Annotated in this window: 19 protein-coding genes and 1 pseudogene; 10 read left to right on the plus strand and 10 right to left on the minus strand. The window is 68.3% G+C overall.

The window, feature by feature from the left end; genetic code table 11:
• Nucleotides 1-164: 164 nt before the first annotated feature.
• The 7 genes from ACZ6ZN_RS06245 to ACZ6ZN_RS06275 all read left to right on the plus strand — a co-directional run bounded on the left by ACZ6ZN_RS06245 (nucleotide 165) and on the right by ACZ6ZN_RS06275 (nucleotide 6,483).
• Nucleotides 165-857, plus strand: coding sequence for an aspartate/glutamate racemase family protein (locus ACZ6ZN_RS06245; protein ID WP_161331509.1), 693 nt, complete (start codon nucleotides 165-167; stop codon nucleotides 855-857).
• The gene (locus tag ACZ6ZN_RS06250; protein WP_469643463.1) at nucleotides 854-1,690 is read left to right on the plus strand and encodes a sugar phosphate isomerase/epimerase family protein; all 837 of its coding nucleotides are present in this window, start codon (nucleotides 854-856) and stop codon (nucleotides 1,688-1,690) included. Before ACZ6ZN_RS06245 ends, ACZ6ZN_RS06250 begins: the two co-directional genes overlap by 4 nt.
• A 30-nt stretch (nucleotides 1,691-1,720) precedes the next feature.
• Nucleotides 1,721-2,800, plus strand: a complete 1,080-nt coding sequence (locus ACZ6ZN_RS06255) for an isocitrate/isopropylmalate dehydrogenase family protein (RefSeq protein WP_469643466.1) — start codon at nucleotides 1,721-1,723, stop codon at nucleotides 2,798-2,800.
• 92 nt (nucleotides 2,801-2,892) lie between these two features.
• Nucleotides 2,893-4,155: a 3-oxo-tetronate kinase gene (gene otnK / locus ACZ6ZN_RS06260; protein ID WP_469643469.1), complete on the plus strand. Its 1,263-nt coding sequence runs from the start codon at nucleotides 2,893-2,895 to the stop codon at nucleotides 4,153-4,155.
• Entirely contained in the window at nucleotides 4,152-4,796 is a 645-nt protein-coding gene (gene otnC, locus ACZ6ZN_RS06265; RefSeq protein ID WP_469643472.1) for a 3-oxo-tetronate 4-phosphate decarboxylase, read from the plus strand. Before otnK ends, otnC begins: the two co-directional genes overlap by 4 nt.
• Before the next feature lie 49 nt (nucleotides 4,797-4,845).
• Nucleotides 4,846-5,337 carry a ribonuclease E activity regulator RraA gene (gene rraA / locus ACZ6ZN_RS06270; protein WP_469643474.1) on the plus strand — a complete coding sequence of 164 codons (492 nt, stop codon included), beginning with the start codon at nucleotides 4,846-4,848 and terminating at the stop codon, nucleotides 5,335-5,337.
• Between the two features lie 3 nt (nucleotides 5,338-5,340).
• Nucleotides 5,341-6,483 (plus strand): DUF475 domain-containing protein, encoded by a 1,143-nt coding sequence (locus ACZ6ZN_RS06275; protein ID WP_469643477.1) that lies wholly within the window; start codon nucleotides 5,341-5,343, stop codon nucleotides 6,481-6,483.
• A 204-nt stretch (nucleotides 6,484-6,687) separates the two neighbouring features.
• Here the strand turns inward: ACZ6ZN_RS06275 and ACZ6ZN_RS06280 are convergent, their stop codons facing one another.
• Nucleotides 6,688-6,996 (minus strand): type II toxin-antitoxin system death-on-curing family toxin, encoded by a 309-nt coding sequence (locus ACZ6ZN_RS06280; RefSeq protein WP_469643988.1) that lies wholly within the window; start codon nucleotides 6,994-6,996, stop codon nucleotides 6,688-6,690.
• A gap of 90 nt (nucleotides 6,997-7,086) precedes the next feature.
• Here ACZ6ZN_RS06280 and ACZ6ZN_RS06285 point away from each other — a divergent pair.
• A pseudogene (locus tag ACZ6ZN_RS06285) lies at nucleotides 7,087-7,226 on the plus strand (IS1380 family transposase); the annotation flags it as partial.
• Nucleotides 7,227-7,236: 10 nt separating this feature from the next.
• Here ACZ6ZN_RS06285 and ACZ6ZN_RS06290 read toward each other — a convergent pair.
• The 9 genes from ACZ6ZN_RS06290 to ACZ6ZN_RS06330 form a co-directional block, all read right to left on the minus strand.
• Nucleotides 7,237-7,728 carry an HNH endonuclease gene (locus ACZ6ZN_RS06290; protein ID WP_186780321.1) on the minus strand — a complete coding sequence of 164 codons (492 nt, stop codon included), beginning with the start codon at nucleotides 7,726-7,728 and terminating at the stop codon, nucleotides 7,237-7,239.
• On the minus strand, nucleotides 7,725-9,107 hold the full coding sequence (locus tag ACZ6ZN_RS06295; RefSeq protein ID WP_469643481.1) for a hypothetical protein: 1,383 nt from the start codon (nucleotides 9,105-9,107) through the stop codon (nucleotides 7,725-7,727). Before ACZ6ZN_RS06295 ends, ACZ6ZN_RS06290 begins: the two co-directional genes overlap by 4 nt.
• Before the next feature lie 129 nt (nucleotides 9,108-9,236).
• Nucleotides 9,237-9,953 carry a DUF4839 domain-containing protein gene (locus tag ACZ6ZN_RS06300; RefSeq protein WP_469643484.1) on the minus strand — a complete coding sequence of 239 codons (717 nt, stop codon included), beginning with the start codon at nucleotides 9,951-9,953 and terminating at the stop codon, nucleotides 9,237-9,239.
• Between the two features lie 336 nt (nucleotides 9,954-10,289).
• Entirely contained in the window at nucleotides 10,290-11,249 is a 960-nt protein-coding gene (locus ACZ6ZN_RS06305) for a tyrosine-type recombinase/integrase (RefSeq protein ID WP_469643487.1), read from the minus strand.
• A 185-nt stretch (nucleotides 11,250-11,434) separates the two neighbouring features.
• Complete coding sequence (locus ACZ6ZN_RS06310) at nucleotides 11,435-11,641, minus strand: helix-turn-helix domain-containing protein (RefSeq protein ID WP_079080635.1); 207 nt, start codon at nucleotides 11,639-11,641, stop codon at nucleotides 11,435-11,437.
• A 1,090-nt stretch (nucleotides 11,642-12,731) separates the two neighbouring features.
• A complete protein-coding gene (locus tag ACZ6ZN_RS06315) occupies nucleotides 12,732-13,448 on the minus strand; it encodes an HAD family hydrolase (RefSeq protein ID WP_469643490.1) in 717 nt (238 codons plus the stop codon).
• On the minus strand, nucleotides 13,445-14,944 hold the full coding sequence (locus tag ACZ6ZN_RS06320) for a helix-turn-helix domain-containing protein (RefSeq protein ID WP_469643989.1): 1,500 nt from the start codon (nucleotides 14,942-14,944) through the stop codon (nucleotides 13,445-13,447). Before ACZ6ZN_RS06320 ends, ACZ6ZN_RS06315 begins: the two co-directional genes overlap by 4 nt.
• A gap of 261 nt (nucleotides 14,945-15,205) precedes the next feature.
• Complete coding sequence (locus tag ACZ6ZN_RS06325; protein ID WP_469643492.1) at nucleotides 15,206-16,387, minus strand: hypothetical protein; 1,182 nt, start codon at nucleotides 16,385-16,387, stop codon at nucleotides 15,206-15,208.
• 6 nt (nucleotides 16,388-16,393) lie between these two features.
• Nucleotides 16,394-16,867 (minus strand): NUDIX hydrolase, encoded by a 474-nt coding sequence (locus ACZ6ZN_RS06330; protein ID WP_469643494.1) that lies wholly within the window; start codon nucleotides 16,865-16,867, stop codon nucleotides 16,394-16,396.
• Nucleotides 16,868-17,005: 138 nt separating this feature from the next.
• Here ACZ6ZN_RS06330 and ACZ6ZN_RS06335 point away from each other — a divergent pair, with 138 nt between their 5' ends.
• Together ACZ6ZN_RS06335 and ACZ6ZN_RS06340 are read left to right on the plus strand one after the other, a co-directional pair.
• Nucleotides 17,006-17,779, plus strand: a complete 774-nt coding sequence (locus tag ACZ6ZN_RS06335) for a TauD/TfdA family dioxygenase (RefSeq protein WP_469643496.1) — start codon at nucleotides 17,006-17,008, stop codon at nucleotides 17,777-17,779.
• Between the two features lie 228 nt (nucleotides 17,780-18,007).
• Nucleotides 18,008-18,544: an ATP-binding protein gene (locus ACZ6ZN_RS06340; RefSeq protein WP_469643499.1), complete on the plus strand. Its 537-nt coding sequence runs from the start codon at nucleotides 18,008-18,010 to the stop codon at nucleotides 18,542-18,544.
• The last annotated feature ends 69 nt before the right edge of the window (nucleotides 18,545-18,613 follow it).

Genomic DNA, 18,613 nt, shown 5'->3' on the forward strand with positions numbered 1-18,613 from the left:
CGGTTCGACCTACAGTGACGGCACGGCACCGCGACACCACGCCGCCGTCCCCCATCTCGGGCCCGCGCCCCCGCCGTCGGGAAACATGTCCCAGGTCGGCCGGAGGCAGGCCCGCGGTCGGGACCCTTGCCGGTCCCCGCCTACCGGAAGAGGTAAGAACCCCGGTGATCGAACCCCAGCCTCTGGTCGCCATGATCCACGCCGTGCCGCCCGCGCACCGCATCGCCGAAGAGGCGTTCGCGCAAGAGTTCCCGCAGGCCACGGTCTGGAACGTGCTGGACGACCGTCTCCTGGACGACGCCCGCGTGGCCGGCGAACTCACCGGCGCCCTGCGCCGGCGCATGCTCCGCCTGATCGGCCACGTGATGGACGGCGGCGCCCAGGCCCTGCTGCTGACCTGCTCCTCCTACGGAGAAGTCGTGGACACCGCCCGTACCCTGTGGAAGGCGCCCGTCCTGAAGTCCGACGAGGCGATGTTCAAGGCCGCCCTGGCCGGCCCGTACAGCCGTATCGCCGTCGTCGCCTCGACGCCGCCTGCCGTACCGGCGGCCGTCGCCCAGCTCGAAGCGCTCGTCCCGGCCGTACGCCCGGACCGGCCGGTCGACATCGTGACCGCCCTGAGCGAGGAAGCCGCCGGGGCCCACCCCGGGGAGGCCGCCCGATACCTGGCGGACGCCCTGCGCGCAGCCGGGGGCGCCGACGCCGACGTTGTGCTGCTGGCGCAGTACTCGCTCACCCCGGCCCGCGACGTCCTGGCCGACCTGTTGGGCGTGCCGGTGCTGGACGGCGCGGGCGCCGCCGCACGCGAACTGCGCGACCTGCTCGTTCCGGCAGGAGCACCGGCGGTCGCGTCATGAGTACGGGGCTGCCGTGGCCGCTGGCCTACACCGTCTCCGGTCACGACTGCTCCGCGCCGATGCCGCTCGGCTTCACCGCGCCGCCGGCCGAAGCAGTCCGCCGACTCGCCGAGCTGGGCTACGACGGGGTGGAGGTGCAGGTCCGCGAGACCGGCGCGCACGCCGCCGGGGAACTGACCCGCACGGTGGAGGCGGCCGGCCTGAAGGTGCTGGGTATCGGCACCGGCCCGGTCTGCGCACAGGACCGGCTGACGCTGACCGACCCGTCGCCCGACGTACGCCGTCACGCCCTGTTCCGCCTGCTGGGCGCGGCCCGTCTCGCCGGCGAGCTGGGTGTGCCGGTCACCCTCGGGCAGACCCGCGGCACCTTCCTGCCGGGGCTGGAGGACATGCAGCGCCTGTGGGCCGAGCGCGCCGTGCAGCAGCTGGCCGAGGAGGCGGCCAACCGCGGCAGCCGGCTCCTGCTGGAGCCCCAGTCGCGGGCCAACACCTCGCTGTGGCACACCCCCGGGGAAGCCCTCGCCTTCATCGACTCCCTTGACGCCCCGGCCGGACTGGTACTGGACACCCACCACCTCGATGCCGAAGGTGTCGACGTGGTCCGGGCGATCACCGAACACGCCGCCGTCACCGGCTGCCTGCAACTCGCCTCGCCCTCCACCCGAGGCCCGCTGACCATCGGTGATCCCCGCCTCCCTGCCCTGTTCAGCGCACTGCGCGAGGGCGGCTTCACCGGCTGGCTGACCCTGGAACACACCCAGGACGACGACAGCACCAAGGCCGCCGCCCGCTCCTGGACCGCGCTCACCGACGCCGCCTCGGCACTGTTCTGACCACTTCATGTTCTGAGAGGAACTCGCACCATGAGCAGCAAGACCTACCGCCTCGGCGTCCTCGAGGGCGACGGCATCGGCCCTGAGATCGTCCCCTCCTCCGTCGAGATCGCCACCGCCGCAACCGAAGCCGCCGGCGTCTCCGTCGACTGGGTGACCCTGCCGCTCGGCGCCTCCGCCATCGAGACCCACGGCACCCCCGTCCCCGAGGAGACCAAGGACGCCCTCGCCGCCCTGGACGGCTGGTACCTCGGCCCCCACGACTCGGTCTCCTACCCCGAGCCGCACAAGTCCGCGCTCAACCCCTCGGGCACCCTGCGCAAGCACTTCCAGCTCTTCGCCAACATCCGCCCCGCCAAGAGCTTCCCCGGCGCGCAGGCCGTCTGCGACAACGCCGACCTCGTCATCGTCCGCGAGAACACCGAGGGCTTCTACGCCGACCGCAACACCTTCGCGGGCACCGGCGAGTTCATGCCCACCCCGGACACCGCGATCATGCTGGGCATCATCACCCGCGAGGCCACCGAGCGCGTCGCCCGCGTCGCCTTCGACCTGGCCCGCTCGCGCCGCAAGAAGCTCACCATCGTCCACAAGGCCAACGTCCTCAAGCTCACCACCGGCCTGTTCCGCACGGTGTGCCAGGAAGTGGCGAAGGACTACCCGGACGTCGCCGTGGACGACTTCCACATCGACGCCATGACCGTCCACCTGGTGCGCCGCGCCCAGGACTTCGACGTCATCGTCACCGAGAACATGTTCGGCGACATCCTCTCCGACCTGGCCGGCGAGATCTCCGGCTCGCTCGGTACCGCCCCGTCCATCAACTCCTCCGCCACCACCGCCATGGCCCAGGCGTCCCACGGCTCGGCCCCCGACATCGCCGGGCAGAACATCGCCAACCCGGTCGCCATGATCCTCTCCGGCGCCATGCTCTTCGAGTGGCTCGGCGCCAAGCACGGCGACGACAGGCTCGCCGCCGTCGCGAAGATCGTCGAGCAGGGCGTGGCCGACGCGATCGCCGCCGGCACCTCCACCCGCGACCTCGGCGGCTCCGCCTCCACCACCGAGTTCACCGCCGCCGTCATCAAGGCCATCGGCGCTGCCCGGTAGCAGCCCCCCGGTCGTCCGGGGCGGGTTTCACGCCGCCCGCCCCGGGCCCCACAAGCCGCACGCGACGCACAGCCCGAGGAGAGAGCCCGACCATGACCCTGCGCATCGGCTGCATAGCCGACGACTTCACCGGCGGCACCGATGTCGCCGCCGCCTTCCGGCGTGCCGGCCTGCGCACCGCCCTGGTCTTCGGCACCCCGGACGACACCACCACCCTGCCGGCCGACTGCGACGCGGCCGTGGTCGCCCTGAAATCCCGCTCCACGCCCGCCGACGAGGCCGTCGCAGACTCCCTCACCGCCCAGCGCTGGCTGTGGGACAAGGGCGCGGCCCAGGTGTACTTCAAGTACTGCTCCACCTTCGACTCCACCCCGCAGGGCAACATCGGTCCGGTCGCCGACGCGCTCCTCGACGCCGCCGGCGGCGTCGTCACCGTGCACTGCCCGGCCTCCCCGCCCAACGGCCGCACGGTCTACCAGGGCCACCTGTTCGTCCACGACCAGCTGCTGTCCGACTCCCCGCTGCGCCACCACCCGCTCAACCCGATGACGGACTCCGCGCTGGTGCGCCTGCTGTCCGCACAGACCCGCCACCCGGTGGGCCTGGTCGACTGGGCCACGGTGCGGCGCGGGGTCGAGGCCGTCCGCGAGGCGATCACGGCGCACCAACAGGCCGGTGTCCGGCACGTCGTCGCCGACGCCCTCACCGACGAAGACCTCGCCGTGCTCGGTGCCGCCACCCTCGAACTGCCCGTCGTCGCCGGGGCCGCCGGTCTCGCCGAAGGACTCGGGCACGCCTATCCCGCCACCGGACCGTCATCCGTCGAACCGAAGCCGTCCGAGGGACGGGCCGCCGTCCTGGCCGGCAGCTGCTCGGCCCGCACCCTGGAGCAGATCGCCCAGTTCTACGCCGCCGGTCTGCCCTCCCTGCACCTCGACGTGCTCGCCGCCGCCACCGGCCGCGACGTCACCGGCGAGGCCCTGGCCTGGTATGCCGAGCAGGATCCGGCACTGCCGGTGCTCGTCTACGCCTCCGCCTCCCCCGAGGAACTGGCCGCCGTCCAGGCCCAGCTCGGTGTCGCCGAAGCCGCCGCACAGGTCGAGGAACTTCTCGGCACCCTCGCCTCCCATCTCGTCGAACGCGGCGTCCGCCGCATGCTCGTCGCGGGCGGGGAAACCTCCGGCGCCGTCACCACCGCCCTCGGTATCCGCGCCGTCCTCGTCGGCGAGGAAGCCGACCCCGGCGTGCCCTGGACCTACGCCACCACCAACAGCGGCGACCTGGCCCTGATGCTGAAGTCCGGCAACTTCGGCGCTCCCGACCTGTTCACCCGGGCCCTGACGGAGACCAAGTGACCGCCTACGCCGACGAGTCGGCCGCCCGCGCCCTCATCGTCCGTACCGCACGCTCCCTGTTCACCCGCGGACTGACCCACGGCTCCACCGGCAACCTGTCCGTCCGCCTGGCCGACGGCACCCTGCTGCTCACCCCCACCGGTTCCAGCCTCGGCACGGTCGAGGAAAGCGAACTGTCTCGCACGGACCTGCGCGGCAAGCACCTCGACGGACCACGGCCGACCAAGGAGGCATTCCTGCACGCCGCCTTCTACCGGGCACGGCCCGCCGCCAACGCCGTCGTCCATCTGCACTCCACCCACGCCGCCGCTGTCTCCTGCCTCGACGGTGTCGACCCCGCCAACGCGCTGCCCCCGCTCACCGCCTACTACGCCATGCGCGTCGGCACCCTCCCCCTGCTCCCCTATCACGCCCCCGGCGACAGGAGCCTGGAACCGCTCGCCGAACGGACGGCCCGCACCCACCACGCCCTCCTCCTCGCCAACCACGGGCCTGTCATCGCCGGCCCGTCCATGGAACAGGCCGCCGACGCCATCGAGGAACTGGAGGAGACCGCCAAGCTGCACCTCCTCCTGCGCGGACACACCACCCGCCCCCTCACCCCCGAGCAGGCTGCCGTGCTCGCGCCCCCATCCCCCTGACGGCCGGATGAGCCGCGAGCACGGCAGCCACCCAGCGAAGAAGGAACCCATGATGGTCACCCCCGTCCCCACCGCCGACCTCGTCGACCAGTACGGCACCGACCTGCGCGTCTGCGACCTGCAGTTCCGCCAGTTCGGCGCCCACCGGACCTTCGCCGGGCCGGTCCGCACCGTCTCCTGCCACGAGGACAACGGCCTGCTGCGCGACCTGCTGCGCACGCCCGGTGAAGGCGCCGTCCTGGTCGTCGACGGCGGCGGCTCCCTGCGCACCGCCCTGGTCGGCGACCTCATCGCCGGCGCCGCGCAGGACAACGGCTGGGCCGGCCTGGTCCTGCACGGTGCCGTCCGCGACAGCGCCACCCTGGCCGGTCTCCGCCTCGGCATCAAGGCACTGGGCGCCATCCCCCGCAAGAGCGCCAAGGAAGGCGCCGGAGCCGTCGACGTGGCCGTCACCTTCGGCGGCGTCACCTTCCGTCCCGGCGACGTCCTGCACGCCGACGACGACGGCATCGCCCTCCTCCCCGAGGGCACGGTGAACTGACCGGTGCTTCTGAAAACCTTCGGGTGGTCGTTCGCGGTCACCGCGCTCGGCCTGGTGGCCGCGGTCTTCTACGGGGGGTGGGCCGCCTTCGGCGTCGTGGCGATCCTGTCCGTCCTGGAGATCTCGCTGTCCTTCGACAACGCGGTGGTCAACGCCGGGATCCTGAAGAAGATGAATGCCTTCTGGCAGAAGATCTTCCTCACCATCGGCATCCTGATCGCCGTCTTCGGCATGCGCCTGGTCTTCCCGGTCGTCATCGTCGCCATCAGCGCGTCGCTCGGACCGATCGAGGCCGTCGACCTCGCGCTCACCGACAAGGACCGCTACCAGGAGCTGGTGACGGACGCCCATCCGTCGATCGCCGCCTTCGGTGGCATGTTCCTCCTGATGATCTTCCTCGACTTCATCTTCGAGGACCGGGACATCAAGTGGCTGGCCTGGCTGGAGCGGCCGCTGGCCAAGCTCGGCAAGGTCGACATGCTGTCGGTCTGCATCGCCCTGATCGTGCTGCTCGTCTCCGCCATCACCTTCGGCGCCCACGCCCACCAGCACGGCGGCACCCACGCCGACAAGGCCGAGACGGTCCTGCTCTCCGGCATCGCCGGTCTGATCACCTACCTGGTCGTGGGCGGCCTCTCCGGCTTCTTCGAGGACAAGCTCGAAGAGGAGGAGGAGCGCGAGCACGAGGCGGAGGAGGCGGCCGAACGGGCCGGCAAGCCCAAGTCGGCCGTCAAGCTGGCCGGCAAGGCCGCGTTCTTCATGTTCCTCTACCTGGAGGTTCTGGACGCGTCCTTCTCCTTCGACGGCGTCATCGGCGCCTTCGCCATCACCAACGACATCGTCCTGATGGCCCTCGGCCTCGGCATCGGCGCCATGTACGTCCGGTCCCTGACCGTCTACCTGGTCCGCCAGGGCACCCTCGACGACTACGTCTACCTGGAGCACGGCGCCCACTACGCCATCGGCGCCCTCGCCGCCGTCCTCCTGGTGACCATCCAGTACGAGATCAACGAGTTCATCACCGGCATGATCGGCGTGGTCCTGATCGGCGCCTCCTTCTGGTCCTCGGTCCGCCGCAACAAGCGGCTCGCCGCGGCCGGTGGCGAGAGCGAAGGAGAAGAGACCGAAGCGGTTCCCACGGCATGAGCCCCATTGGGGTGGCGAGCCCCGGTGGCCGACCTGTGCATGGACGGTGCGGTGGCACGCGCGTCATGACGTCGGCCGTCCCTGCCCCGGGAAGCGCGGACGGCCGCCGGTAGTGCCCGACGAGCGGAATCAACCTGCCCGGCGGATAGCCTCGATCCAGCACCCTTACGACTCAGTCCGACCCCGAACCCACGACGTCGAACGTCACGGAACGGGGAACCATGTCGAGAGGCGTTTGGCGATGGCCGGTACCTCGATGCTGTCCTGCGCGACGTCCTCGACGAACGGGCCGGCCACGGAAACGGGCGGCGGAACGGTACGCGCGCTGACGCTGTTGAACCGCAGGAAGACGCGCATGGCGAGCCAGGCGGTGCGCTTGTTGCCGTCGATCAGCGCGTGGTTGCGGGCGACGGAGTGCAGCAGGGCCGCGGCCTTCTCGTGCAGCGTGGGATACAACTCGGCCCCGAACACGTTCGTCCGGGGTCGCTCGATCGCCGACACGAGGAGGCCCATGTCGCGCACGCTGTGTTCGGTACCGTTGACCGTACGGGCGATGGCCAGGATCTTCGAGTTGCACTTCGCTCACCTGGACAGCTGCGGGCGCTGCGGCCCGGGAACGCCGGCTCCAACACCACGGCCGACACATCGAGACCGCCCGGATCATCCTGGACCAACTACCGAAGACCTACCGGCGCGGACGCCGGACACTCATCCGCACCGACTCCGGAGGCGACATCCATGACGGGCCTTGAGTCAACGCCCTTCGATCACAGACCGGAGGTCGTGGGGGTGCTTGGCGTTCTTGCTGCTGTTGCAGCGGCGATGCGCGGCACGCATGTTGCTGTAGACGTGATGGCCGCCCAGGGCGAGCGGCATGTGGTGGTCTACGGTTGCGGCCTGCGGATCGAAGCGGTCGACGAACCGTGGTATTTCACCGCCGCATAGTTCGCATCGCCAGCCCGCTGCCTCGATGATCTCAAGTGGGTCCACGTCTTCGAAATAAGCGCCGGCAAGGGCTCTATAGGCGGCAGTGGACCGGAAGCTGGCTATGCGCGTGGCCGGTGAGCTGTTGATGAACGCCGGCACCGGCTCGCTCAGGTCTGGACGACATGAGTCACCGCAGTACTCCTCTTCGGAGGACGGATTGAGTTCAGCCGAACAGCCAGCGCACTGGCGGCTGAACCAAGATTCCTGCGCCTTGGCTGCCAGATGCTTGTGGAGCCGTTGCAGAAAGGGACGGTTCACAGTTCTGCTCCGTCCGGCCCATAGACGGGATGCCGCCCGCAGTCGCAACTGCGGGCGCGGCGCAGACTGATGCCGAATTGGCTCGGGCGCGGGATCCTGATCGCCACGCCGTCGATGCCTTTGAGGAGTACGCAGGTATCTCCGAAGACGTTGACGAGCTGCTGCAGCACTGTCTGGGCCGTCTCCTCCGACACTGCGGGGGTAAGAACCACCATGCGCTTGCTCTGCACTCTGTGACCAATCCCGTGCAATGCTTCGGCGACCTGGTCGCCGACCAGCTGGAGATAGTCCACTTCACACATCGGCTGGAGCTTTCCACCGGGCAGCGCGCTCGCGGCCTCCACGGTCTCTTCGCGGATGCGCCGCTCCCGGTCGATTGCCTGCCGAGCGGTGTCAGGGGCATCAAGGATGTCAGCAGCCATGCTGGTGGAGAAACGTTCGCTCGGCTCACGCGCAACGGTGACATACACGTCTGTCAGGTGCGCGGCCCTGCTCTGTGTCTTTGTGCGAGCTGTGGAGGCCGCGACCCGCGCGAGCCTGGTGGCTGCCTGCCGCAGAATTCTCTGCTCTTCCCGAGCCAGCTCGTTCGTGTTCACCCTGAATTTCGTCCGTAGCCTGGACAACGCCTCCGCGTCGAGTCCGACGGAGTGTGCTGCCTCAGCTTCCAACTGGTCGAGCAGCGCTTGTTCCTCACTCAAGGACGGCGGTGTCGGCTCGGACTTGGCAGCGGCAACGTGCGTCGGTGCGACCCACAGAGGCATGGCCCACTTCTGCCGTTTCCGGGTACGGTCGATGAAGAAGCCGAGCTCCTCACCCCCTACGGCCTGTGTGGTCTCTTCTTCGGCGATGGTGAGCAGCCCGGAACTCGCTGCCTTTTCCAGACGTGTCACCCGAGCCTTGAGTGTCTTGACTCGCTCCATGCTGAGAGCGATGGGAACTAGCCCTCGCAGTGAGTGGAACGGCAGCTCGTCGAACATGGTCCGACGACCACCTTCGTGAGGTTCTACCGTGCGGCGTCGGGCCACCCATGACAGCTCGTTGCCAGCGTGCAACAGGAAGGTGAGCGAGACACGGGCAGCTTCCTCGTGAGGGTCCACCTCATGCGTGTGCGGCAATGCTTTGACCAGCTGACTCAGACGATCGGCCTCGTGTAGCAGGTAAGCGAGTACGCCTCCCGGGCCTTGCCGCACGGGAGCTACGCGGAGCTTGAGACGGAAGTCGCTGTCTATGCCCTGAAGGCAACCAGCGAGAACTTCGCGTATCCGACTGTTCGTCGAAACAGCATCTCGATCTACTTCGTCGCGCTCGTCGCTCAGCAGCCGTACGGCTTCAGCAAGCGCGGCAAACAGGGGCCTTGTGGTGCTCTTCATGGTTGACACGGCCCGATACTCCCAGACCAACTAATGCGACGCGTGTGAGGTGGCGGAGTTCGAGGAGCCAGACACGGTCGTAGTCGGCAATCTGCCGGAACCTGTCCCTCCTCCATGATGGGAAGGCTGCCCTTTCGGCTACCGGGTCTCCGTCGAGACCGGGGCGAGGCGGAAGACACACTGGACCGTGTTGAACTCGATCACCTCGGCGACGAAGCGGAACTTGTCGCCAACGGCAACAGTGGCAGGGACCTGCTTGCCGGTCAGGTGCAGATTGCCGGTGTTGACGTCCTCATACTTAAAGTTCGGGCCGTCCGTCGTCTGCGGCCCCTTGTCGCCCGGGCCGAGAAGGAAGTCGTAGCGGGTCCGGTCATCCGCGTGGGCCGTCATGTGCCTGATTGACCCATCGAAGGCGACCGTTTGCCCCGCGTGCTTGGTGGCGAAGTTCACGTTCGCTCCGCCACACGGATCCGCCTTCAACAACGTCGCGAACTCGGGGCTGTTCTGCGCCGTGATCACCTCAGCGGTGGTCGGGGCGTCTGCGGGCGGCGTAGCGGAAGACTTCTCACTGGCGGCCGGCGAACTGGCTGACGCGCCCTTCTCCTCGTCGCCGTCGCCAAGTGCAACGCCTGTGCCGATGATGGCGGCCAAGACCACGAGGGCGGCGGCCCCCGCCCCGATCAGACGCCAAGGCAGTGGCCTCTTCGGCCGACGAAAGTTGAGGGTGGTGCGAAGTCTGCCTGGGAGCTGTTCCACGAGCTCCCATCCGTCCTTCTGCATCTTCGAGATCACCAAACCGTCGGTGCCCCGAACGGTCTGCACGGCCTTGTACTCGTACTTGATCTCATCGGCCATGCGGCTCTCTGCCCCCTGAAGCGAACTGGTCATACCGACTGGGCGCGAGCATAGATGACTCCGCGGGAGACGAACGTCGCCTTCGGCCCCTGCTCTCCCGCTCGGCCGGGTCGCTCGCTGCCGCGCCTGAGCGGCGCGTCTCGGTTGCGGGTGCGGGGCATAGAGACGACGTCGATGCCTACGCCTATCCGTGGCCGTTCGGCGCTGTCGGCCGCAGGGTGCTCCCCCACGATGAGCCGCCCGACTCGAAGTCGCGATCGTGAGCGTGATCGTGTCCATGTTCCGCTCGCAACCGGCTTCGCCCCTGTCCAAGCAGGACAGGGGCTAAGGAACCGTTTATGCAGCGATCGTGAGCGGGGTTTCCATCCGTTCCCAGGCCCCGAGGACGGCCTTGTGCGCATCCGGCTGCAGGTGGGCGTAGCGCTGGGTGGTCTGGAAGCTCTCATGGCCAAGGAGGTGTTGGACCTCGTAGAGGGAGACCCCTTTCTGGACCAGCCATGAGGCGCAGGTGTGGCGCATGGAGTGGGGCGGGTAGTGCGGGACGAGTTGCTGCTCGCCGTCGTCATCGAAGTAGCGGGATCCCTCGATGGCTGGCCACCAGGTCTGTCGGCGCCAGTTACCGTCGTCGAGAAGCCGTCCGGACCGACCCTTGGTGACGGTGGTGAACACCACGGCGTCCCGGTCGAGCCGGTATATGTGACGTTCAAGTGCTTCAAGGACATGGGCCGGGAGTGGGACCTCCCGGCGGCTCCTGGAGCTCTTGGGATACTCCTTGATGCCCTGCTTGGTGTTGACCTCGACCACGAAGAGGCGCGAGCGACGCTGGTCGATGCGGTGACGGTGAAGGCCGGAAAGTTCGCCCCATCGCAGTCCTGTATAGACGCCCAGTAGGCACATCGTCTTCCAGGGTGCGGCAAGCTCGTCGAGGATGCTCTGCGCCTGGTCGGTCGTAAACCACTGCGGCGGCTTGACGGCGATCTGAGGCAGGTCGATGCGGCGGCACGGGCTCAACGCGATCACATCGTCATCCACGGCCGCGCGCATGATGGACGAGATCAGGTTGTACGCCCGCTTGATCGCGGCGGCGCCCACGCCCTTCTCCACCAGGGAGCGGATCCAGCTCTGGACGTCCATGCGAGTAACGGCCCGCATCTCCCAGTCCGCCCAGTGGGGCATGACGTGGTTTTTGATGGTGGAGGCGTCGCCGCGCAGGGTGCGGGGCTCAACGATGCGGGCATCCCACCAGCGATCGTGCCACTCACGGAAGGTGATTTCGCCGGCGCGTGGGTCGCGCATGCCTCCGCGAGCGGACTGTGTCTCCATCTCGGTGCCCCAGGCGCGGGCTTGCGCCTTGAGGGGGAACGACTCGCTGTACCGGCCTCCTGCCCGGTTGCGTACGGTTACTTGCCAGTTGCCGGACTTCAACTTGCGGAGGTACAGGTTCTACTCCTTGCTCGACTACGGGGCTGCCGTGATCGGGATCAGCGGCGTGTCGTCGGCATGACAACGGCGCGACGGCTGAGGAACTCGTCCAAGCTGGCCGCTGGGACCCGCACACGGGAGCGGCCTGGCCCGGTGCGGAGGTCGACGACAGGCAGGTCGCCGGCTGCGATGAAGCGATAGACGGTCCGACGGTCGACGTCCAGGGCAGCGGCGACGGTGGGTATGGACAGCAGGCGTGCGGGCATAGCGGGGGCCTCGAAGTACTGGGGGAAGGGCTGGGCATCCGGCGAGACGGCTATCAGAACGTCGGCCGGTGTAAGGGGCGGCCAGTCAACCCTGTCAGGGCAAGCAGAGCTCGAACCTGCTCCTCGGAATACAGCCACTCTTCTTCCATGACTTCGACCGACATACTTTTGAACTCCTTGCGGGAACGACGGAACACGCCCGGCAGATCAGCGGGTAGTTCAATGGTCTGGAGAAACGCCGGTTTGGCTAACCGGCGATCGTCGGCTATGTTGCGCCCGGCTCGATGCCCTCGCCCCCCTGACGCACACGCGTGAAAGCGGCGCGTAGTCGCGCTGCTGCGGACTGTTCTAGGTTTGCTTGCTTCGACGCGTCATTCCAGTCAAATGCGCCCTCAATGTGTCTGCCGTCGGCGAATCAGCACAATCAAGCACCGCGTTGGGGTACTGCCAGCTTCACCAGCGCCGGGCAGTGAGGAGCTGTCTGCCGTGGGCGAATGTCACTCCCGGCTCGGCTGGAAACCCTCCCGGGTGTTCTTCGAGCACGCGGAGCCCGCCCTCGCTTTCGGCCGAGCCGGACGGATGTCCGTGCACGACATCACCAGCTATGACTGTCTGCCAGGCCGCCCACGAAGCCCGCTTCGGTTACAAGAACAAGCACTTCCCGTGCTGGACACGGGGCGTCAAGCCGAGCTCGGCGTACTAAGAAGACCCCGGTTCAATTCCGTTAACCGCATGCCGCGGAGCGCTCCCGACGGGCACTGCGCCTCGACCGGGTCCGCCAGACGATCGTGATCCCCCGGCAAATCCTTCTGCCTGAACAGACCGTCCAAAAATCCAGGATGTGCGAAACCGAAGTGGCTGCGCTCTACTTGGCCCCCGGAATACTCGGTGTTCCCGGCGGCGCGACATCACTGCTCGCGAGCTCCTCAACGCCGCAGCGAGTTTCCCCTGTGTGGACGCGTGTGCCGGTCACAGCGATGAGGAAGCGTGCTGCTTGCCTCACCAATGATTGGCCGGTCACGAAGGAAGGACCGTGGCTCGACTGGCGCGACAACACGGTCCGCAGGGAACCACCCCGGTCATATGAGACCTAGAGAGCCTCGTCCTGGTCGATGAGGCGGAGCAGGGAGGTGGTGGAGGTGAGGTCGGCCAGAACGTGTTGTGCACCTGCAGCGCGTAGTTGCTGTTCGGTGGTGGTGCCCGAGGCGACCGCGATCACCCTGGCGCCTCCTTCCAAGCCGGTTCGCACGTCTTCCAGCGAGTCACCTACGATCACGGTGTTGTCCCGGTTAAACGAGTAGCCATGCTTCGCGGCAGCCCGCTCTTGTGCGATGCGCACGAGAGCCGGGCGGTGAGGGTCGTCGGACGCGTAGCCGCCGATGGTGGTGTCGAGGTGGTCGATGAGGCCCAGCGCGGACAGCTTGGTCTCGGCGCTGCCCCGTAGGTTTCCGGTGACGACGGTTGGGATCAGGTGCTCCGCCTGCTGGACCGCGGCGAGCGCGTCCATGGCGCCCGGCATGATGACCCCGTCGTTAAACAGCAGCTCCCGGTGGCCGGCTAGGCGTTCGGGGAGTTCGTCGACGATGCGGGCTGCGAACGTCTCCACGTCCTGTTCGGGTACCTGGTTGACGCGTAGAAGTTCACGGACGGCCAGGGGCATGGTGACTCCGGTCCCCCGGGCCGGCAGGGCTATCGGGGAACGGCCGACGACGCTGGTGAAGGTCTCCTTGTAGACACGTCGGTCGATGTCACCGGTGTAGACGAGAGTGCGGTCGATGTCCCACAGGACCAGGATCGTGCGCTTCATGCGGCGCGTTCCTCCATGACGGCCTGACCACGCTCCAAAAGCTCCCGGGCGGGAGTCGCCAAGGAGTAGCGGCGGGCCTCGGCGAGCATCGTGTCTAGGTTGTCGTCCAAGCGTGCGGAGCGGACTCCGGAGACGAGAGCGAGGACTTCGTGTCCGGTGGCAGATCCGGCGTCGACGTCGCCGGCGCGCATCTGGGCGGTGGCGGCGCGGGAGAGGAACTGGGCGCGGGTGCGGATCTCGTCCGGGCTGAAGGCGTTGCGGGCGTCGGCGAACGCCTGGGCGGCCTGGTTGGGGCGGCCGAGGTCGAGCAAGCAGCTGCCGGTCTGACCCATGATCTCGCCGGGGTTGATCCAGTAGAGCCAGTGTGGGTCGTCCTCTCCGCGTCCGCGGGCGCACAGTGCCTGTGCTTCTTCCAGGGCAGTGCAAGCCTGGCGGTCTTCGCGTAGACGGGCGTGCCCGCGGGCCTGACGGGTGAGGAGCATCGCGTTCAGGGCGGGCGCATCTTGGTCGGCAATCACCTGGCGGGCGGTGCGCGCGGCGGTGACTGCGTCGCGGGGGTCGCCGGCGGAGTAGCCGTGGATGGCGATGAAGGACAGCGCCCCGGCCCGGAGCCTGCTGTCGCCGCTGGCATGAGCGGCGCGGAGGGCTCCGACGAGGAGGTTGTGGGCGACGGTGTGGGCGCCGCTGTCGAAGTGGTACCAGCCGGTCTGGATGGCGGTGTCCGCGGTCACCGCTGCGAGGCGCTTCCCGGTCGCCTCGTTGAAGTCCCCTTCTTTCAGGAACCGGAGGAGGACCTTGAGGTGCGCTGTGGCTGCTCGGGCGAGATTACCGCTGCCATGACTGGCGTCGGCTTGGCGCAGAGCGTCGGTAGTGGATTGCAGGCTGGTGAGGAGCTGCTCGGAGACGCTGATTCCGTTCCGGGCGGTGGAGGCGACGGCCTCGGGAGGGGCGACGGCTGCTTGCAGGATGTACTGCGTGAGGCCGGCCCCGCCCAGGGCGATCACGCTGCGACGGTTCAATCCGGTCATGGCTCCTCCGACTGCTGCTTCCAGTGACGTCACCATACGAGCCGCCGTCCATGGCAGAGCCGGGTCGATGACCTCGACAAGTCGCTGCGATTCGGCCTGCGCGAAGGGGGCGAGGAGGAGCGGGCGAAGGTCGGCGGGAAGCCCCAGTCCGGTCAGGAGGTCGATGATCGTCTCGCGGCCGTTGACCTGTTTGAGGCCGCGCTCCAGGTCCGAGATGAAGCCCTGAGTGAGTCCGGTCAGCTCCCGTACGACCTTCTGCGAAAGCCCGGAGCGGCGGCGGACCAGACGCACAACCGTCCCGAAATCCCAGGCAGCAAGGGCCCTGTGCACTTCCTCGTCGCGCCAGGCCCGGTCCGGGATCGTCGGTGTCGCATCGGTCCGGGCGCAGGTGGAACAGCGTGTCTCCGGGTTGTACCGGCTGATCGGCAGCCCGCACCGCACGCACGTGCGCCCTGGTCCCCCTGACATGGTCACCTCGGCTCTCCTTCTCGCGATCCAGCTCGCCCCAGCCGTGAGAACCAGGCTAGGTGGAGATCGATATCGCTGCAGCGATATCGCCACAGCGATGCCCTCGAAGCCGACGCGGCTTCAAACTCATGGCACTGCACCGGCCACTCAGCGTCCAACTGCGCTGGTGGCAAGTCGTTTTCAACCGCCGGCCCGGAGAGGAGACGCCCGATGGGAACAGGACACCTGGCTGTGTACCCGTCACATGGCACCTGCCCTCGGCTATGCCGCGATCTCCGTGCGGAGCTGGGCCAGGGCACAGGTGGCGGCGTCATGGATATCGGGGAGCCTGCCAACGGTGGTGCGCTGGACGCGCTGGAGCTGGTGCGGAAGGCGCTGGGCCTGTGCTTCCCGTACAGCCGCGGACAGAAGCTGGGTAGCACCATGACTGTCGCCGGCGAGAAGGCGGACGCGGCCCGTGGTGATGAGTTCGATGACACGCCACTGGGGTGCGACCGCGATGGTTGGGGCGGGCGGAGCCGCCTCAGCATGCCGTATCGCATCGCGGGTGCGGCCGGTGGAGATAAGGCCCCGAAGATGGATCTCGTAGAGAGCACTGGGGTTGACGAGGCTGGTGTGCTCGACCGTGTCAAGGAGCTGGTGGGCCTCACGGACGGCTTGGTCGAACAGCACCGCATTGCCGAGGGCACCGGCAGCACGGGCCAAAAGCGGCAGCACCGCGGCTCGCTGCTCGGTGCCGGGTGCGGTGACCGCAGCCTGGTTGAGCCGGTCGACGGCCGCGCCGAGCAGGCCGGCCTTGCGCAGCTCGTTGCCGTGCACGCGCAGAGCGGTGGTAGTCAAAGCCCGGTCATCGAAGGCGCGCACCACGTCCAGGCTCTTGGCGGTCCAGAGCGCGGCGGTGGCCAGCCGTTCCTCGGGCAGCACGTTTCCCAGAGCCGTCCCGAGACTCAGCCGGGCGTGCGCAAGGAGCCGAAGGACACCTCGTTCGGTGCTCCCGTCCCGGGCGCGGGCTTCCAAGCGAGCTACAAGCGGCCACAGTTCGGCGACGGCCTCGGCCGCTCGCCCGCACTGGCGGGCGACTTCGGCGAGCCGCACGGTGGAGGTGCCGAACTGGATCATCGCCCGGTGGTCGGTGTCGGCCGGATCGGTGACGCCCAGGACATGCGCGGGCAAAGCGAGTCGCTCGGCGACGTGACGCAAGCTCCCGACATCGCTCAGATGCCGTTTGCCCAGTTCCAGGGCCGAGATGTAGGTCTTGTCATAGCCCAGGAGCTCACCGGTCTCCAACTGGCTGGTGCCGTGGACGTGCCGGTAGTACTTCAGGATCGAAGCAAGGTCGCGCGTAGCGAGGACGGCCTGAGCCTCCGGCGTCGCCCAGCGCCAGGAGACCAGCCGCGCCGACCGGCGCGTGGCCGGCCCGGAAACAGAAGTGAAGGCGTCCATGCCGGGTCACCTTCCGGGGTGGTCGTACCAGGCCGCGATCGACTGCTTGTAGCCCTCGGGCATGGTCAGGCCATCGACCTCGTGCCGGTCGAAGAGCCCGATCTCCTTGTGCTCGTGGCTCAGGACCGGCACACGGTCTGGGGACAGGACCGTGCAGCCGTAGGTGACGATCAGGACCCGACGGTCGGGGATCGGCTCGTAGATCCAGGTCCCGCCGTCGAGCAGAGGCCCGGCCTTCACCATCCAGCCGCTCTCCTCCGCCACCTCGCGCTCCAACGCCGCACCGGGACTCACGTCGGCCGGCGCCGACCCATTACCTGCGGGACCGATCTCCAGCCGGCCGCCCGGCAGTTCCCACTCGCCGCGCTCGTTGTGCAGCAGCAACACGCGTTCGCGGGCATCGAGAGCAACGCCCTTGACGGACACCGGCCACAACGACGGCTTGTACATGGGCTGTCCCTGAGTCGTGAGGGCGGGCATGTCCTCCGGAACGTAGCACCCGTCCGCAAGATGAAGTCGGGCTTGCCGCCTTTGTCCGGGTCGACAGTTTGTCACTTTACGCCGCCCGCTATTCGTCCGGACGCTGGACGTCCAGCCCGATTTCAGAGGAGCACGTTGATGACGACCCGTTCGCTCACCCTGTTCGAGGCACACGTCACGCCCCTCGTCGGCGGTTTCGGCCGAACCTCCGCCGTGATGGAACTCCTGCGGGCGCGGGGTGTCGCCACCGTCGAGGGACTGGACACCCGGGCCAAGGTTCTCGCCTTCGCCCAGCAGGTGATGACGCTGGTACCGCACCCCGACAGCGACCCGGATGCGCTGACCACTATCCGTGACAGAGGCGCCGCCTCCCGACGCCCCGGGCTGGCGGGGCTGGGCACCGGGGAACTCCTCGCGCATACCGAGCGCTCCAGTCTTCCCCGTCCGCCCCGTCTGATGCTCCTGGTCTGCCAGCAGCCCGCCGCGACCGGTGGAGACGTGCTCCTGACCGACGGCCGCGCCCTGCACGCCCTCCTCATGGAACGCGCGCCCCGGGCTTTGGAAGTGATGGCCGTGCCCGGTACCGCCTTCTACGGCGACGGCGGCGGACACCCCTCTCGGATCTTCACCCGCCACCGAGGCGAGCGGGTCTCCATCCGCTTGCGCCAGGACGCCCTCGCCGCGTTCAGCCCCCTCCTCACCCCCCACCTGCCCCACCTCCGCACGGCGATCGAAGCGCTCCAGCAGCGCGTCACTCTCGACGCCGGCCAGGGCTATCTGATCGACAACAGCCGCTGGCTCCACGCCCGCACCGGCTTCTCCGGCGACCGTGTGTGTCTGCGGGCCCTGGGCGACCCCCGCACCCCGATACCCCCAGGCTTCCCGTCTCAGATCCACTGGCCCGCGCCGTGACTAACGGGCCCGTCGGCGCCTAACGGCCGAACGCTGCCGTGGAGCGACCCGCACGACACGGTCTCGCCGCAGGTGCAGTCCCCGGCCGCCCTGCTCAGCCCAAAACCGCCCGGAGGAGCGCGACGTGGCTTTCGACGTCGACCAGCTCACCCGGTGCCGGTCGAGAAACGCCTTCACGCACAGATGATGACCGGATTTGTACCTTGTCGGGACCGCTTAGGGGAGCTGATGAACGTGCATTTCTCCGACGCCGCTCTTCAGCGGTCGGACGAAGTTCTTGACGTGGCGGTTCACAACCTCGTGGGTCCCCATCCCAGTGCCCCCGTCGAAACCGTGCCGATCGCGGACCGGAGCCGTGCCTTCGAGATTGTGGCGGTGTACCCGGCGGAGGTGGCAGCAGTCTCGCGGGGCCGGCGCGAACTTCACGAGTTGATGCTGCTAACGGGACTGGCGGCCATCGCGGACGCAGTTGCTCTGGGAGCCCATGAGCTGATGGCGAATGCAGTGACCCACGGGTGCCGTCACCAGGCGGTGAAGGCGTTCACGCTGAAGGTCACCCACTCCAGCGGACGTCTCCGGACCGAAGTGCAGGACCCCTCCGGGAGACAGCCTTTCCAGAGCCTACCGAGCGACGAGTGTGAGGGAGGCCGGGGCCTGCTCCTGGTCGACGCGTTGGCCGCGAACTGGGGAGTCCGACCTGGCCCGGGCGGGGGCAAGACGGTCTGGATGGAGCTGGACGTCCCCGGTGAAGGGACTGCGTCGTGAACCTCCTCAGCCGTGGCGCTCGCACAGCCGCCTGGTCCGTTCTGCCGGTACCGGCCGGAGGCTTTGACC

This window comes from Streptomyces sp. NPDC053665, assembly GCF_055585285.1.